Here is a 15,732-nt window from a genome sequence, read left to right as displayed (position 1 = left end):
TGCTGCCGGGCGGCCGCCCGCTCGACGACGAGACCGCCCGCGCGCAGATCGCCGCGGCGTGGCACGTGTCCGAATTGCCTTCCGCGCGTGGGCGCGACGCCGACGCCATCCTGGCCGCCGCCACCGACGGGACGCTGGGTGCGCTGCTGGTCGGCGGCGTCGAACCCGACGACTTCGCCGACCCCGAGGCGGTGCTGGCCGCGCTGGACACCGCCGGGTTCGTGGTCAGCCTGGAGCTGCGGCACAGCGCCGTCACCGAGCGCGCCGACGTGGTGTTCCCGGTCGCACCCACGGCGCAGAAGGCCGGCGCCTTCGTCAACTGGGAGGGCCGCTACCGACCCTTCGAACCCGCGCTGCGCTGGAGCACCGAGCAGGCCAGCCAATCCGACCACCAGGTGCTCGACGCGCTGGCCGACGAGATGGGCGTCTACCTGGGGCTGTCCACCGCAGACGCGGCCCGCGCGGAACTGTCGGCGCTGGGCACCTGGGAGGGCGGCTGGGCGGCCGGCCCAACCGTCGCCGCGCCGGAGCCGACCGAGGCCCCGCCCGGTGAAGCGGTGCTCACCGGCTGGCGGATGCTGCTGGACAACGGCCGGATGCAGGACGGCGAACCGCATCTGGCCGGCACCGCGCGCAAGCCCGCGCTGCGGCTGTCCGCCGCCACGGCCGCCGAGATCGGCGCCACCGAAGGTGACGCGGTCACCGTCAGCACGCCGCGCGGGTCGATCAGCCTGCCGCTCGTCGTCACCGACATGCCCGACCGGGTGGTGTGGCTGCCGCTGAACTCGCCGGGTTCGGCGGTGCACCGGCGGCTGGGCGTAACCCTGGGCAGCACAGTGAAAATCGGAGTGGGGTCGTGATGACCGGTTTGACCGCCTTCGGACACGACACCTGGTGGCTGGTGCTGGGCAAGGCGCTGGCCATCTTCGTGTTCCTCATGCTCAACGTGCTGGTCGCGATCCTGCTCGAACGCAAGATCCTTGGCTGGATGCAGCTGCGGCCGGGCCCCAACCGGGCGGGACCGTGGGGCACGCTGCAGAGCCTGGCCGACGGAATCAAGCTGGCGCTCAAGGAAACCATCACGCCGGGCGGGGTGGACAAGTTCGTCTACTTCGCGGCGCCGGTGATCTCGACCATCCCGGCGTTCACCGCGTTCGCCTTCATCCCGTTCGGCCCGGTGGTGTCGGTGTTCGGCCACCGCACCCCGCTCCAGCTCACCGACCTTCCCGTCGCGGTGCTCTTCATCCTGGGGCTGTCGGCGATCGGCGTGTACGGCATCGTGCTCGGCGGCTGGGCGTCCGGCTCCACCTACCCGCTGTTGGGCGGCGTGCGCTCCACCGCCCAGGTCATCTCCTACGAGGTGGCGATGGGGCTGTCGTTCGCGGCGGTGTTCCTCTACGCCGGCTCCATGTCGACGTCGCAGATCGTCGCCGCGCAGGACCGCGTCTGGTACGTGTTCCTGCTGCTGCCGTCGTTCGTCATCTACCTCATCTCGATGGTGGGCGAAACCAACCGGGCGCCTTTCGATTTGCCCGAGGCCGAGGGTGAGCTGGTCGCGGGATTCCACACCGAGTACTCGTCGCTGAAGTTCGCGATGTTCATGCTGGCCGAGTACGTCAACATGATGACGGTCTCCTCGCTGGCCACCGCGTTGTTCTTCGGCGGCTGGCACGCACCCTGGCCGATCAACATGTGGGCGGGCGCCAACACCGGTTGGTGGCCGGTGCTGTGGTTCACCGCCAAGATGTGGACCTTCTTGTTCATCTACTTCTGGCTGCGGGCCTCGCTGCCCCGGCTGCGCTACGACCAGTTCATGGGGTTGGGCTGGAAGCTGCTGATCCCGGCCTCGCTGGTCTGGGTGTTGATCGCGGCGGTGATCCGCACGCTGCAGAACCAGGGGTACGCGCACTGGACCCCCATCCTGGTGGTCAGCAGCGTCGTGTTCGCCACGGCGCTGGTGCTGCTGTTGCGAAAGCCGTTCGCGGCGCCCGGGATTCGGGCGCTGGAGAAACAGCTCCGCCGGCAGGCCAAGCAACTCCCGGCCGGACAGACCACCACACCGGTATTCCCGACACCGCCGCTGCCGATGAAGTCCCTGGCGGCCGCGAGCAAGGAGAAAGCGCATGGCTAGGTTCCTCGACGCCGTGGCCGGCTTCGGAGTGACCTTCGGGTCGATGTTCAAACGGAACGTCACCGAGGAGTACCCGGAGAAGCCCGGCCCCGTCGCGCCGCGCTATCACGGCCGTCATCAGCTCAACCGCTACCCGGACGGGCTGGAGAAGTGCATCGGTTGCGAATTGTGCGCCTGGGCGTGCCCGGCCGACGCCATCTACGTCGAGGGCGCGGACAACACCGAGGAACTCAGGTACTCGCCCGGGGAACGCTACGGGCGGGTGTACCAGATCAACTATTTGCGCTGCATCGGCTGCGGCCTGTGCATCGAGGCCTGCCCGACCCGCGCCCTGACCATGACCAATGACTACGAGATGGCCGACGACAACCGCGCCGACCTGATCTACGAGAAGGACCGGCTGCTCGCGCCCCTGCTGCAGGACATGCTCGCGCCGCCGCACCCCCGCGCGCCCGGCGCCACCGACAAGGACTACTACCTGGGCAACGTCACGGCCGACGGCCTGCGCCAGACCGAGAACGCCGGGGAGTCACGGTGACTGGGTTCGCGGGCCAGCTCCTGGCTTCGGGTGTGGCCTCGAATGCGGCTTCGCATGTGGCTTCCGAGACGATCGCCCGCACCTCGACCGGCGAGGCGGTCGCGTTCTGGGTGCTGGGCGCGCTCGCGCTGGTCGGCGCGATCGGGGTGGTGCTGTCGGTCAACGCCGTGTACTCGGCGATGTTCCTGGCGATGACCATGATCATCCTCGCCGTGTTCTACATGATCCAGGACGCGCTGTTTCTGGGTGTGGTCCAAGTCGTGGTCTACACCGGCGCGGTGATGATGCTGTTCCTGTTCGTGCTGATGCTGATCGGTGTCGACTCCGCGGAATCGTTGAAGGAGACGCTGCACGGGCAGCGCATCGCCGCGGTGCTGGCCGGCGTCGGCTTCGGCGTTCTGCTGATCGCCGCGATCGGGTCCGGCGCGACGGGCGGCTTCGCGGGGCTGACCGCCGCCAACGCCAACGGCAACGTGGAAGGGCTTGCCGCGCTGATCTTCTCGCGCTACGTGTGGGCGTTCGAACTCACCAGCGCGCTGCTGATCACCGCCGCGATCGGGGCGATGGTGCTGGCCCACCGCGAGCGTTTCGAGCGCCGCAAGACGCAGCGGGAGCTCTCCCAGGAACGCTTCCAGCCCGGCGGGCACCCCACCCCGATGCCCAGCCCCGGTGTCTACGCGCGCCACAACGCCGTCGACATCGCCGCGCTGCTGCCGGACGGGTCGTACTCCGAGCTGTCGGTGTCGCCGATCCTGCGCAGCCGCGGCGCCGACGGCAGGGAAACCCCCTCCCGGCAGGCCAGCCCCAGTTTGTCCCAAGGCGGTAAATCGTGAATCCGGCCAACTACCTGTACCTTTCGGCCCTGCTGTTCACCATCGGGGCCTCGGGCGTGCTGCTGCGACGCAACGCCATCGTGATGTTCATGTGCGTCGAGCTGATGCTGAACGCGGTCAACCTGGCGTTCGTCACGTTCGCGCGCATGCACGGCCACCTGGACGGGCAGATGATCGCGTTCTTCACGATGGTGGTGGCCGCGTGCGAGGTCGTCGTCGGCCTGGCGATCATCATGACGATTTTCCGTGCCCGCAAATCGGCGTCGGTCGACGACGCGAACCTACTCAAAGGCTGACAACGCCAATATGGGGCCAACATGACTCACTACACCTGGCTGCTGGTGGCGCTGCCGCTGGCGGGTGCCGCGATCCTGTTGTTCGGCGGGCGACGCACCGACGCCTGGGGGCACTGGCTGGGCTGCGCCGCCGCCCTGGCCGCCTTCGGCGTCGGCCTGAGCCTGCTGAGCGAACTGCTGGGCCGCGGCGCGGACGACCGGGTCATCCACCAGAGGATGTTCAGCTGGATCCCGGTCGGCCAGCTGCAGGTGGACCTCGGGCTGCAGATCGACCAGCTCTCCGTGTGTTTCGTGCTGCTGATCTCCGGGGTCGGGTCGCTCATCCACATCTACTCGGTCGCCTACATGGCCGACGACCCGGACCGCCGGCGGTTCTTCGGCTACCTCAACCTGTTCCTGGCCTCGATGCTGCTGTTGGTGGTAGCCGACAACTACGTGGTGCTCTACGTCGGCTGGGAGGGCGTCGGCCTGGCGTCCTACCTGCTGATCGGCTTCTGGTACCACAAGCCGACCGCGGCCACCGCGGCCAAGAAGGCGTTCGTGATGAACCGCGTCGGGGACGCCGGGCTGGCGCTGGGAATGTTCCTGATGTTCAGCACGTTCGGCACGCTGTCCTACGCCGGCGTGTTCGCCGGCGCGCCCGGCGCCGGCCGCGGCGCGCTGACCGCGATGGGCTTACTGCTGCTGTTGGGCGCCTGCGCCAAGTCCGCCCAGGTCCCGCTGCAGGCCTGGCTGGGTGACGCCATGGAGGGCCCCACCCCGGTGTCCGCGCTGATCCACGCCGCCACGATGGTGACCGCCGGCGTGTACCTGATCGTGCGGTCCAACCCGCTCTACAACCTGGCGCCCGACGCGCAGACGGCCGTGGTCGCCGTCGGCGCCGTCACGCTGCTGCTCGGGGCGTTCATCGGCTGCGCCAAGGACGACATCAAGCGCGCCCTGGCCGCGTCGACCATGAGCCAGATCGGCTACATGGTGCTGGCCGCCGGCCTGGGCCCGGCCGGCTACGCGTTCGCGATCATGCACCTGCTCACCCACGGCTTCTTCAAGGCCGGGTTGTTCCTCGGCTCCGGCGCGGTGATCCACGCGATGCACGAGGAGCAGGACATGCGCCGCTACGGCGGCCTGCGCGCCGCGCTGCCGATCACCTTCGCCACCTTCGGCCTCGGGTATCTGGCGATCATCGGCGTGCCGCCGTTCGCCGGCTTCTTCTCCAAGGACGCCATCGTCGAGGCCGCGCTGGGCGCCGGCGACGCCCGCGGCTACGTGCTGGGCGGGGCCGCGCTGCTGGGCGCGGGCGTCACCGCGTTCTACATGACCCGCGTGATGCTGATGACCTTCTTCGGCGAAAAGCGTTGGGCCCCGGGCAGCCATCCGCACGAGGCGCCGGCCCTGATGACGTGGCCGATGATCCTGCTCGCCGTCGGCTCGGTGTTCTCCGGTGGGCTGCTGGCCTGGCGCGGCACCCTGCAGCGCTGGCTCGAGCCGGTGGTCGGGAAACACGAAGAGGTGACCCACGCGTTCCCGGCGTGGGTCAGCACCGCCCTGGCGCTGGGCGTCGTCGCGATCGGTATCGCGGTGGCCTACCGGTTGTACGCGAACGCGAAGATCCCCCGGGTCGCCCCGTTGGCTGTGTCCCCGGTGACGACGGCCGCCCGCAGGGACTTCTACGGCGACGCCTTCAACGAGGAGGTGTTCATGCGCCCCGGGGCCGAACTCACCCAGGCGCTTGTCGACGTCGACAACGCGGGGGTGGACGGCTCGGTCAACGCGCTCGCCGCGCTGGTGAGCTGGACTTCGAATCGCCTGCGGGGGCTGCAGACCGGCTTCGCCCGCAACTACGCATTGTCGATGCTGACGGGCGCGGCCCTGGTGGTCGCGCTGATCCTGGCGGTGAAACTGTGGTGAATACCCTTCCGTGGCTGAGCATCCTGTGGCTGGTGCCGCTGGCCGGCTCGGTGCTCGTCATCCTGCTCCCGCCGGGGCTGCGCCGGCTCGCCAAGTGGACCGGCCTGGTCGTCGGCGTCGCGACGCTGGCGGTCGCGGTCGTCGTCACCCTGGGCTTCAAGACCGGTGGCAGCACCTACCAGTTCGTCGAAAGCCATTCGTGGATCCCGGCGTTCGGCGCGACGTACTCGCTCGGCGTGGACGGCATCGCCGTGGTGCTGGTGCTGCTCACCGCCGTGCTGATCCCGGTGCTGCAGGTGGCCGGCTGGAACGACGGCGGCGAAGAACGCAACCGGGGTGTACAGGCCTACGTCGCGCTGACGCTGGCCATCGAGTCGATGGTGCTGGTCTCGGTGGTCGCGCTGGACGTGCTGCTGTTCTACGTGTTCTTCGAGGCCATGCTCATCCCGATGTACTTCCTGATCGGGGGCTTCGGCGGTGGGGCCGGCCGCTCGCGCGCGGCGGTGAAGTTCTTGCTGTACAACCTGTTCGGCGGGCTGATCATGCTGGCGGCGGTGATCGGGCTGTACGTCGTGACCGCCGAGCACGGTTCGGGCACGTTTGATTTCCGCGAGATCGTGGCGGGCGTGGCGTCCGGCCGCTACGGCGCCGACTCCGCCGTGTTCAAGGCGCTGTTCCTGGGCTTCATGTTCGCGTTCGCCATCAAGGCGCCGCTGTGGCCGTTCCACCGCTGGCTGCCCGACGCCGCCGTGGAGGCCACCCCGGCGACCGCGGTGCTGATGATGGCGGTGATGGACAAGGTCGGCACCTTCGGCATGCTGCGCTACTGCCTGCAGCTGTTCCCCGGCGCGTCGACGTATTTCCGCCCCCTGATCGTGGTGCTGGCCGTCATCGGGGTGATCTACGGCGCGATCGTGGCCATCGGGCAGACCGACATCATGCGCCTGATCGCCTACACCTCGATCTCCCACTTCGGGTTCATCATCCTGGGCATCTTCGTGATGACCAGCCAGGGGCAGAGCGGGTCGACGCTGTACATGCTCAACCACGGCCTGTCCACGGCGGCGGTGTTCCTGATCGCGGGCTTCCTGATATCCCGGCACGGCAGCCGGGCGATCGCCGACTACGGCGGGGTGCAGAAGGTGGCGCCGATCCTGGCCGGGACGTTCCTCGTCTCGGCAATGGCCACCCTGTCGCTGCCCGGCCTGGCGCCCTTCATCAGCGAATTCCTGGTCCTGCTGGGCACTTTCAACCGGTACTGGCTGGCCGCCGCGTTCGGGGTCACCGCGCTGGTGCTGTCCGCCATCTACATGCTCTGGCTCTACCAGCGGGTGATGACCGGACCGGTGGCCGCCGGCAACGAGAAGATCGGCGACCTGCGGGCGCGCGAATTGCTGGTCGTCGCCCCGTTGATCGCGCTGTTGCTGGTGCTCGGCGTCTACCCGAAGCCGGTGCTCGACATCATCAACCCCGCCGTCGAGAACACCATGACCACCATCGGCCAGCACGACCCCGCGCCGAGCGTGCCGGCGGTCAACCAGGCACCCCGGACCGCCGAAGGACCGCGATGATGACCCTCCCCACCCCCAGCATCGAGTACTTCCTGCTGTGCCCGACGCTCATCGTGTTCGGCGTCGCCGTGGCGGGCGTCCTCGCGGAGGCGTTCCTGCCCAGGCGGGCTCGTTACGGCGCCCAGGTGACGCTCGCCCTGGCCGGTTTGATCGCGGCGTTCCTGGCGACCGTGGAAGTGGCCGAGTCGATTCCGGCCTCGGGCCGCACCGCGGTGCTGGGCGCGATGGCCGTCGACCGGCCGACCCTGTACCTGCAGGGCACGGTGCTGCTGGTCGCGGTGCTGGCGGTCATCTTCGTCGCCGAACGCACGCAGGCGAAGGCCGACAGCAAGGTCGTCGCGGGCGTGGGGGCCGGCGGGTCCGTCGGCCTGGATTCCTTCACCCCGCAGGCGTCCGCGGTCCCGGGCAGCGACGCCGAACGCGACGCGGAGCGCGCCGGGGCCGCGCAGACGGAGCTGTTCCCGCTGCTGATGCTGTCCGTCGGCGGCATGCTGGTCTTCCCGGCATCCAACGACCTGTTGACGATGTTCGTTGCGCTCGAGGTTCTTTCGCTGCCCCTGTACCTGATGTGCGGCCTGGCCCGGCATCGGCGCCTGCTGTCGCAGGAGGCGGCGATGAAGTACTTCCTGCTGGGTGCGTTCTCGTCGGCGTTCTTCCTGTACGGGGTGGCGCTGCTGTACGGCGCGACCGGCACGCTGCTGCTGACGGGCATCCGCGATGCGCTGGCGGCGCACGGAGACACCTCGACGGCGCTGGTGGGCGTCGCGCTGCTGTCGGTCGGCCTGTTGTTCAAAGTGGGTGCGGTCCCGTTCCATTCGTGGATTCCGGATGTCTACCAGGGCGCCCCCACCCCCATCACCGGGTTCATGGCGGCGGCCACCAAGGTCGCGGCGTTCGGGGCGCTGCTGCGGGTGGTCTACGTCGCGCTGCCACCCCTGCACGACCAATGGCGGCCGGTGCTGTGGACCATCTCGATCCTCACCATGGCGGTGGGCACCATCACGGCGGTGAACCAGACCGACGTGAAGCGCATGCTGGCCTACTCGTCGGTCGCCCACGTCGGGTTCATCCTCACCGGCGTGATCGCCGACAACCAGGCCGGCCTCTCGTCCACCCTGTTCTACCTGCTCGCCTACAGCTTCAGCACGGTCGGCGCGTTCGCCATCGTGAGCCTGATCCGCGACGCCGACGGCGTCGAGGACGCCACGCTGTCGCACTGGTCCGGCCTCGGGCAGCGCTCACCCATTGTGGGCGTGATGTTTTCGATGTTCCTGCTGGCCTTCGCCGGCATCCCGCTGACGAGCGGCTTCGTCAGCAAGCTCGCCGTGTTCAAGGCCGCCGCCCAGGGCGGCGCCGCACCGCTGGTGATCATCGGTGTGGTCGCCAGCGGCATCGCCGCCTATTTCTACGTGCGGGTGATCGTGTCGATGTTCTTCACCGAGGCGACCGACGACACCCCGCACGTGGTGGAGCCGGGCATTCTGAGCAAGGCCGCGATCGCGGTCTGCGCCCTGGTCACCGTGCTGTTGGGGATTTTCCCGCAGCCGCTGCTCGACCTGGCCGACCACGCGGCCCAGCTGCTGCACTGAGTTCGACTCAAACCCCAGCTCAGGGCTCAACTCAAAAACGGGCTCAACTCAAAAACGGGCGCACGGCCAGCACGTAGACGGCCAGGGCCGCCAGCGGCGCGGTCAGCGGCAACCACGGCAACTGCAGCGGGAACGACGTCGCGACCAACCCCGCCAACGTAAACCCAACGGCCCCAACGGCCGTCGGCCAGCTGCCCAGCACGCCCGCGGCCGACGGTCCCACCGCGTGGCGGCAGACCAGGTAGGCGGCGGCGCACAGCCCCGACAGCGCGACGAATACCGGCGGCGGCTCCGAGAGCATGACCGTGGCCACCGACAGCACCACCGCAATCGTTGCGGCGGGACGAAATACCGTGCCCGCGGCCACCGCGATCAGCGCCGCCGCCCCGGCGGCCACCGCCGGCCCGCGCGGGCCGTCGGCGGCCAGGCCCACCATCAGCAAGCCGAACGCGAGGGAGAACACCCGGGCCCACAGCGGCGGGATCCCCACCGCGTCGTCGCTAGCCACGCAGCCGTCCCCGCACGCGCCGGCGGCGATCCGGCAGCACACCCATGGACTGCTCCAATCCGCTGTCTCCCTGCCAGGACACGATGTCCACGCCGACGGTCGCCATGTCGCGATACATGGACGACCGTTGCAGCGCCCACATGCGGTTCACCAGCGGGTCCTGCTCGCCCTCGAAGGGAGAGCTGTCGAGGATGTCGACGGCGACGACGACATGGCCGCGCTTGCGCAGATCGATCAACGCGAGCGCGAATTCGGTGTCGAGCAACGTGGAGAATGCGATGACGATCGCGCCCGCGGGCACCGCCGCGCCGGGCGCCAACGTCCCCGTGGTGTTTTCGAATCGATCTCCGGCGCCCAGCACGGTGTCGAGCACCCGATAGAACTGGCGCTGGCCGATGTCGGCGCCCAGCCAGCGCGGGCGGTTGCCGCCGAGCGCGACGATCCCGGCGCGGTCCCCGTGCCGAAGCGCGGTCTGCACGACTTGCGCGGCGCCGCGCACGACGCGCTCGGTGGCCTCGGTCGCGGGGCCCGGGGGTTGGCGATAGGTGTCGATCAGCACCACCACGTCGGCGGCGCGGTCGGTCAGGCGCTGCGTCACGTGCAGCTGGCCGCGTCGCGCGCTCACCGGCCAGTTCACCGCGCGCAGTTGGTCCCCGGCCACGTAGGCGCGGATGTCGGCATATTCGACGCCCGGGCCGATGTGCCGGGTGAGGTGGGCGCCGAGGCGGTCGAGCAGCTCGGTCTGCGGGATGGGCGTCGACTGCGGCGGCGTCAGCGGAAACACGATGACCTCGGCGGCGTCGACGGTCGCGGTCCCCGCCAGCAGCCCACCGCGGGCCACGACGTCCACCCGGGCCCGGGCGAAGTAGCGGCCCCACCGCTGTGCCGTTGCCGCAACGTTTTTCGCGCGGCGAGAGCGCGCGTCGAGAACCTCGAGCTGCATCCCCTCGACGGCCGGAACGGTCAGCTCGATCGCCTCGGTAGCGTCGCCGTGCAGTGTCGCCCGGACGCTCAGCCGCACCCGGTCGTTTTCGAAACACCGTTGCGAATCCGGCTCGCCGTGCACGCGAACCGTCGGCACCGGGCGTTGCCAGCTGATCGAACACAACACCCCGAGCAGCGGCGCCGCGAAGGCGATCAGCTGCCAGCGCCCGGCGATCACCCCGACCGCCAGCGCCAGCCCCGCGCAGGTCGCGATCGCCCGCGTCAACTGCGATGCGCGCCAGTGGAACTCGACCGCGGGGTGGGTCACGCCGCGCTCACCCGGCGCTCCCCTGACCGCCGCTGGCCCGGGGCACCGGCAGGCGGCGCAGCAGCTCCCCGACCACGTCGGCGCCCTGAATCTTGCGGACCCACATCTCGGGGCGCAGGGTGATCCGGTGCGCGACCGCCGGGATGGCGAGCGCCTTGACGTCTTCGGGGATCACATAGTCGCGCCCCAGCAGAAGCGCCCGGGCGCGGGCGAGTTGGACGAGGTCGAGTTCGGCGCGCGGGCTGGCGCCGACCGCCACCTGCGGATGGTGCCGCGTGGCGTTGGCCAGCGACACCACGTAGTGCAACACGTCCTCGTGCACGCTCACCTGCTCGACCGATTCGCGCATCGCGAGCAGGTCGTGCGCGTCCACGACCTGGTTGACGGTCGGCTCGTTGGACCCCCGCTCGAGGCGGCGGCGCAGCATCGCGGCCTCGTCGCGCTCGGACAGATAGCGCAGTTCCAGGCGGATCGCGAACCGATCGAGCTGGGCTTCCGGCAGCGGATAGGTGCCCTCGTACTCGATCGGGTTGTCGGTCGCGAGCACGATGAAAGGCCTTGGCAGCTGGTGCGTTTGGCCGTCGATACTCACCTGGCCCTCGGCCATGGCCTCCAGCAGCGCCGCCTGCGTCTTGGGCGGCGTGCGGTTGATCTCGTCGGCGAGCAACAGGTTGGTGAAGATGGGTCCGGACCGGAAGGCGAAACGGCCCGATTGCATGTCGTAGATCGTCGAGCCGAGCAGGTCCGCGGGCAGCAGGTCCGGGGTGAACTGCACGCGGGTGAACTGCAGCCCCAGCGCGGCGGCGAACGACCTGGCGATCAGCGTCTTGCCCAGCCCCGGCAGGTCCTCGATCAGGACGTGGCCGCGGGCGAGCACCGCGGTCAGGATCAGCGTGAGCGCGGAACGCTTGCCCACCACCACGCGTTCGATCTCGTCGAGCACCGCCTCGCAGTGGGCCGTGGTTGTTGCCGCCGGCAGCGTCATACCTGTTCCAACTTTCGCAGAATCTCTTCCAGCGCCGCACGACCGGGGCCGGGCTGCCGATCACCGGTGCGCGTGACGTTGTTCGGATTGACCCATTCCCACAGTTCGGCCCCGAAGAGCATCCGACCGCTCGCGTGATAGGCCACGCGGTCCTTGGATTGCCTTTGGCCGGTGGCCATTTCGTACCTGCGCGCGAGCATCGGGCGCAGGTGGCGGTCCCAGTCTCTGCGGGTGGACTCCGACCACCGGATCGTCGTCTCGGTGTTGGAGAGCCAGCGCCGCAACGAATCCCCGACATCGTCGGGGTCGGGTTCGGCGTCGGGATACCTGCCGCGCCCAAGCACCCGCCGGACGGTGAGCAGCACCAGGGCCAGGGCACCGCCCGAGGCGACCAACACGAACCGCCGGTCGTGCTGGATCAGCGCGAGCAGCTCGATCCCGACGATCAGGCAAACACCAAGCACCAGCGTTCTTTTCATGCGGCGCTCCGCGCACCCAGTTCGTCGAGAACCAACTGCAAAACGCGCACCGCCCGGTCACGGTGGCCCTCGTTCATCACGTGCGGGCTGAATCGCGCCTCGGCGAACAGGTTCACCAACTGCACGGCGTTCTCCGCGTGCAGCACCTGGTGTTCGACCGCCCGGGCCAGCACCTCGGTCGGCGTGTCGAAGTCCTGCGGGACCGCGCCCGGCACGTTGGCGAGCTCCCGTTCCATCGCCGCGTAGCAGGCGATGATCGCCTCGCGCGGTTCCCGGCTGAGGTCGGTCATCTCGGCCAGCCCGCGTTCTGCCGCCCGTGCCAGCGATTCCGAACGGGTCGGTGGCGCCGGCGCTTCGCCGGGTTCGCCCGCCTCATCGGCGGTGCCCCCCGCCGCGCGCCACCGGCGGCGCGACATGACGAGCGTTCCCGCCACGATGATCAACATCATCGGGACGGTCGCGGCAAGCAGGATGCCGAACGCGTCCCCGTTCCGCGGCTGCGGCCGGGGCGGCGCCGGGGCGCCGGGATGCTCCGCCGCCGCGGGGCCGGTCGCCGGCGGGGGTGGCGCCTGACCGACACCGTGCGGGGTCAGCAGGCGCGACGTCACCACCACGATCAGCAGCCAGGCGAGGATCACCGCCAGCCCGATCAGCACGACGCGCCAGCTCGGCCGCCCCCTGCCGGTGCCGAGCATTTCGGATAGCTGGCCGGCTTGTGGGGCCGGCGCGCGGGGGTCGCGCAACCGGGCGACCACCGCGATCGCCACCAGCGCGAGGCTCACCCCGAGGGCGGCGACGACGAAGATCAGCGCCGCCGGGTTCCCGGTCGGCTCGCCGCGGGCGCCGCGTGGGGATTCCGGCAGGTAGCCGCGCAGGGCGGCGGAGACGACGAGCAGCAGCACGATCAGGGCGACGACCCGCCCCGTGGGCTTGTCCACACCAGGCATTGGCACACCACTCGACCGGTTGGCTTTGCCTCATCCTGGCACGTCAGGCGGCGAGTTATCCACAGTCCGCGATTCATCCACAAAACCGATTTCGAGCGTCGTTTCTCGAATGTGTGTTCGATACCGTGGTGGGGTGGGAGCACGGATGAGCGCCGAGCAGGCACGCGAGCGGATCGGCGCCGCACTGCGGGCGATCGACGCCGCCCACGGCGTGCTGCGCGAGACCTCCTCGGATGTCGTCGGCAATGACTTCCGGCTCGAGGTCGCCGAGCGGCTGGAGACCCAGCAGCGCACCAACCGGGGGCTGATGTACCGGTGTTTCGCGGAAATCGCCGACCCGCCCGACGGTAGCGGGTGCGTGCCGGCGGTGCGCGACAAGCTGTGGGCGCGGCTGCGCATCACGCCCCACGAGATCACGCGCCGCTTCCGGGTCGCCGCCCGGATTAGGCCACGGCGGTCGCTGACCGGGCCGCCCGTGCCCCCGGAGCTACCGGCGCTGGCGGCCGCGGTCGAGGCGGGCACCGTCGGCGAGGACCACATCCGGGCGGTCTGCGCGGCCGTGGACGTCCTGCCGTCCCGCGTACCGCCCTCGGACGCGGCGGACGCCGAGCGCACCCTGGTGCAGCACGCGGGGAAACTCGACGCCGGGGTGGTGGCCAGGCTCGGCCGGCGGATCGCCGACCATCTCGATCCCGACGGCCTCTTCAACGACGAGGACCGTGCGCGCCGGCGCCGGCTGCACCTGGGTCCACAGGGTCCCGACGGCATGTCGCCGCTGTCCGGACTGCTCGACCCCGAGGCCCGCGCCTACTTCGAGGCGGTCGCGGCGGCCGTGCGGCCCAGGCGCCACCAACCGGACTCCGCGGCCGACGACCCGGAAGCGCGCGATCGGCGCACACCGGCCCAACGCTGCCACGACGCGTTCAAGCTCGGCCTCGAAACCGCCGTCGCCTCCGGCCGGCTCGGGACGCACCGCGGTCACCCCGTGACGGTGGTCGTCACCACCACGCTGGCCGAACTCGACCGCGCCGCCCACGCGGTCGTCGACCCGTCGGTCCCCATGCCGGCGTCCGCCACCACCGGCGGGGGCTCGAGGTTGCCGATGCCGGACCTGATCCGCTTGGCGGCCAACGCGATCCACTACTTGGCGGTGTTCGACGAGCACACCGGCCGGCCGCTGTACCTGGGCCGCCAGAAGCGCATTGCCACCGCCGACCAGAGACTCATCTGCCATGCCCGCGACCGCGGCTGCACGCGGCCCAACTGCCTCGAACCCGGCTACCACTGCGAGGTCCACCACTGCCCGGACTGGGCGGATGGTGGCCGAACCGACGCGGACAGCCTGTTCTTCGCCTGCGGTTGCGACCACGCCGCGGCAAGCCGGGGCGAATGGCGCACCGAGGTCGGCGACGACGGGCGGCTCGGCTGGACGGATGGCACGGGCCCGCCGGAGACCAACCACGCCCACCATCCCGACGAGCTTCTCCGCGGCGATCCCGACCCGCCCGACGACCCGCGGCCGGGGAGCTGAGGTCCTCGTCAACCGGCACGTCCGGTGAGACACTCGGCGTGTGCCCCCACATCGGGATGTCGCCGCGTTCGACGACCGCGCCGCCGGTTACGACCGTGGCTGGCGCGGCCGGCTGCACCACGAAATCGCCGATCGCACCGCACAGCTGGCCGTGGCTACGGTCACCGCCCCCGAGTACGTGCTCGACGTGGGGTGCGGCACCGGCTACCTGTTGCAGCGCCTGGCCCGCCGTTATCCGAACGCCAGGCATTTCGCCGGGATCGACGCGGCACCGCAGATGGTTTCCGTCGCAAGGGGCCTCGCCCACGACCCGCGGTTGAGCTTCGGCGTGGGGGTCGCCGAAGAGCTCAACTACGCCGACCGCGCCTTCGACCTGGTCGTCAGCACCACGTCGTTCGATCACTGGTCCGACCAACTGGCGGGGCTGATGGAGTGCGCCCGGGTCCTGCGGCCCGGCGGCAGCCTGGTGCTCGTCGACCAGTTTTCGCCGTGGCTGCTGCCGACCGTGGCCGTCGGCCGCCGCGGCAAGGCCCGCACCCGGCGCCGGGCCGAGAAGCTGCTGCTGCAGGCGGGATTCCAGTCCCCGAAGTGGCAGCGGCTGTATGCCGTGATCATCAACGCGGTCACGGCGAGGAAGCCGGTCTAGTCGGGCTGGAACGGCCGGAAGCTGCCGTCGAGCACCTGCAGATGGCCGATCGTGCGACCGGTGACCTCCGTGGGATCGACCAGAGCCAGTTCGACTGCCGCACGGGCGAATTCGTCGGCCCCGGCCGTCTCGTCGAACTCGCGGGCATAGTAGGCCAGCCCCGGGGTCAGGATCGGCTTCGACGGCGACAGGGCGTTGACGGCGACGTGGTGGTCGGCGAGATCGTATGCCGCGCATTGGGTCAGGTGCTCGAGCGCGGCCTTGGACCCGCCGTAGCCGGGCAGCACGCCGCCGCTGCGGTCGGGGTACGGCCCGTTGCCGGGGAGCCTCGAAGCGACCGAGGAGATGTTGATGATCGCCCCGCCGCCCGCTTCGATCATGTCGGGACACACCAGCTGCATCAGCTCGTAGGCGGCGAACACCGCGATCTCGAAATGGCGGCGGTACGCGGCCAGCGGGATGCTGACGAATCCGGGCCAGCCCGGTTTGGCGCCGCCCGACGCGGCCCCGGCGGTCCT

The 15,732-nt window shown here is 70.1% G+C and carries 15 protein-coding genes and 1 pseudogene; 10 read left to right on the top strand and 6 right to left on the bottom strand.

All coding sequences use genetic code 11. The annotated features are described in order from the left end of the window. The 8 genes and pseudogenes from HMPREF0591_RS09625 to nuoN form a co-directional block, all read left to right on the top strand. On the top strand, positions 1–860 hold an 860-nt coding region (locus HMPREF0591_RS09625; RefSeq protein WP_007168307.1), incomplete at its 5' end, for a molybdopterin dinucleotide binding domain-containing protein. A gap of 8 nt (positions 861–868) precedes the next feature. Continuing rightward, complete coding sequence (gene nuoH / locus HMPREF0591_RS09620; protein WP_040622197.1) at positions 869–2,131, top strand: NADH-quinone oxidoreductase subunit NuoH; 1,263 nt, start codon at positions 869–871, stop codon at positions 2,129–2,131. After that, positions 2,115–2,669, top strand: a pseudogene (nuoI, locus tag HMPREF0591_RS09615) (NADH-quinone oxidoreductase subunit NuoI); the annotation flags it as partial. The gene nuoH and the pseudogene nuoI, both read left to right, overlap by 17 nt. Before the next feature lie 56 nt (positions 2,670–2,725). Further along, complete coding sequence (locus HMPREF0591_RS09610) at positions 2,726–3,502, top strand: NADH-quinone oxidoreductase subunit J (RefSeq protein WP_244268806.1); 777 nt, start codon at positions 2,726–2,728, stop codon at positions 3,500–3,502. Next, a complete protein-coding gene (gene nuoK / locus HMPREF0591_RS09605; protein WP_007168303.1) occupies positions 3,499–3,798 on the top strand; it encodes an NADH-quinone oxidoreductase subunit NuoK in 300 nt (99 codons plus the stop codon). Before HMPREF0591_RS09610 ends, nuoK begins: the two co-directional genes overlap by 4 nt. A gap of 21 nt (positions 3,799–3,819) precedes the next feature. Further along, positions 3,820–5,706: an NADH-quinone oxidoreductase subunit L gene (gene nuoL, locus HMPREF0591_RS09600; protein ID WP_007168302.1), complete on the top strand. Its 1,887-nt coding sequence runs from the start codon at positions 3,820–3,822 to the stop codon at positions 5,704–5,706. Next, a complete protein-coding gene (locus HMPREF0591_RS09595; RefSeq protein ID WP_167310124.1) occupies positions 5,703–7,277 on the top strand; it encodes an NADH-quinone oxidoreductase subunit M in 1,575 nt (524 codons plus the stop codon). The genes nuoL and HMPREF0591_RS09595 overlap by 4 nt, the downstream gene beginning before the upstream one ends. Beyond that, complete coding sequence (gene nuoN / locus HMPREF0591_RS09590; RefSeq protein ID WP_040621509.1) at positions 7,277–8,866, top strand: NADH-quinone oxidoreductase subunit NuoN; 1,590 nt, start codon at positions 7,277–7,279, stop codon at positions 8,864–8,866. Before HMPREF0591_RS09595 ends, nuoN begins: the two co-directional genes overlap by 1 nt. A gap of 43 nt (positions 8,867–8,909) precedes the next feature. Here the strand turns inward: nuoN and HMPREF0591_RS09585 are convergent, their stop codons facing one another. The 5 genes from HMPREF0591_RS09585 to HMPREF0591_RS09565 form a co-directional block, all read right to left on the bottom strand. Next, positions 8,910–9,302, bottom strand: coding sequence for a hypothetical protein (locus HMPREF0591_RS09585; protein WP_244268866.1), 393 nt, complete (start codon positions 9,300–9,302; stop codon positions 8,910–8,912). A 64-nt stretch (positions 9,303–9,366) separates the two neighbouring features. Beyond that, positions 9,367–10,626: a DUF58 domain-containing protein gene (locus tag HMPREF0591_RS09580; RefSeq protein WP_007168298.1), complete on the bottom strand. Its 1,260-nt coding sequence runs from the start codon at positions 10,624–10,626 to the stop codon at positions 9,367–9,369. 7 nt (positions 10,627–10,633) lie between these two features. Beyond that, positions 10,634–11,611 (bottom strand): AAA family ATPase, encoded by a 978-nt coding sequence (locus HMPREF0591_RS09575; protein ID WP_007168297.1) that lies wholly within the window; start codon positions 11,609–11,611, stop codon positions 10,634–10,636. Then, positions 11,608–12,090, bottom strand: a complete 483-nt coding sequence (locus tag HMPREF0591_RS09570) for a hypothetical protein (RefSeq protein ID WP_007168296.1) — start codon at positions 12,088–12,090, stop codon at positions 11,608–11,610. The genes HMPREF0591_RS09575 and HMPREF0591_RS09570 overlap by 4 nt, the downstream gene beginning before the upstream one ends. Beyond that, positions 12,087–13,037 (bottom strand): DUF4129 domain-containing protein, encoded by a 951-nt coding sequence (locus tag HMPREF0591_RS09565; RefSeq protein WP_040621504.1) that lies wholly within the window; start codon positions 13,035–13,037, stop codon positions 12,087–12,089. Before HMPREF0591_RS09565 ends, HMPREF0591_RS09570 begins: the two co-directional genes overlap by 4 nt. A 145-nt stretch (positions 13,038–13,182) precedes the next feature. Between HMPREF0591_RS09565 and HMPREF0591_RS09560 the strand changes: the two genes are divergently transcribed. Together HMPREF0591_RS09560 and HMPREF0591_RS30285 are read left to right on the top strand one after the other, a co-directional pair. Beyond that, complete coding sequence (locus HMPREF0591_RS09560; protein ID WP_007168294.1) at positions 13,183–14,568, top strand: 13E12 repeat family protein; 1,386 nt, start codon at positions 13,183–13,185, stop codon at positions 14,566–14,568. A 40-nt stretch (positions 14,569–14,608) separates the two neighbouring features. Further along, a complete protein-coding gene (locus tag HMPREF0591_RS30285) occupies positions 14,609–15,214 on the top strand; it encodes a class I SAM-dependent methyltransferase (protein ID WP_007168293.1) in 606 nt (201 codons plus the stop codon). Here HMPREF0591_RS30285 and HMPREF0591_RS09550 read toward each other — a convergent pair. Next, positions 15,211–15,732: SDR family NAD(P)-dependent oxidoreductase (locus HMPREF0591_RS09550; protein WP_007168292.1), on the bottom strand; the 522-nt coding region annotated here is incomplete at its 5' end. The two genes, HMPREF0591_RS30285 and HMPREF0591_RS09550, sit on opposite strands and share 4 nt — an antisense overlap.

Origin of the sequence: Mycobacterium parascrofulaceum ATCC BAA-614, from assembly GCF_000164135.1 — a bacterium.
In the GTDB taxonomy this organism is placed as follows: Bacteria; Actinomycetota; Actinomycetes; order Mycobacteriales; family Mycobacteriaceae; genus Mycobacterium; species Mycobacterium parascrofulaceum.
The sequence above is the reverse complement of the archived record's forward strand: the minus strand, read 5'-3'. Positions and strand labels throughout refer to the sequence as shown.

Bases quoted from the DNA above. Each gene is read 5' to 3' on its own strand.
- nuoL (WP_007168302.1), top strand. From the start codon at position 3,820: ATGACTCACTACACCTGGCTGCTGGTGGCGCTGCCGCTGGCGGGTGCC.
- nuoN (WP_040621509.1), top strand. From the start codon at position 7,277: ATGACCCTCCCCACCCCCAGCATCGAGTACTTCCTGCTGTGCCCGACG.
- HMPREF0591_RS09585 (WP_244268866.1), bottom strand. From the start codon at position 9,302: ATGGTGGGCCTGGCCGCCGACGGCCCGCGCGGGCCGGCGGTGGCCGCC.
- HMPREF0591_RS09575 (WP_007168297.1), bottom strand. From the start codon at position 11,611: ATGACGCTGCCGGCGGCAACAACCACGGCCCACTGCGAGGCGGTGCTC.
- HMPREF0591_RS09570 (WP_007168296.1), bottom strand. From the start codon at position 12,090: ATGAAAAGAACGCTGGTGCTTGGTGTTTGCCTGATCGTCGGGATCGAG.
- HMPREF0591_RS09565 (WP_040621504.1), bottom strand. From the start codon at position 13,037: ATGCCTGGTGTGGACAAGCCCACGGGGCGGGTCGTCGCCCTGATCGTG.
- HMPREF0591_RS09560 (WP_007168294.1), top strand. From the start codon at position 13,183: ATGAGCGCCGAGCAGGCACGCGAGCGGATCGGCGCCGCACTGCGGGCG.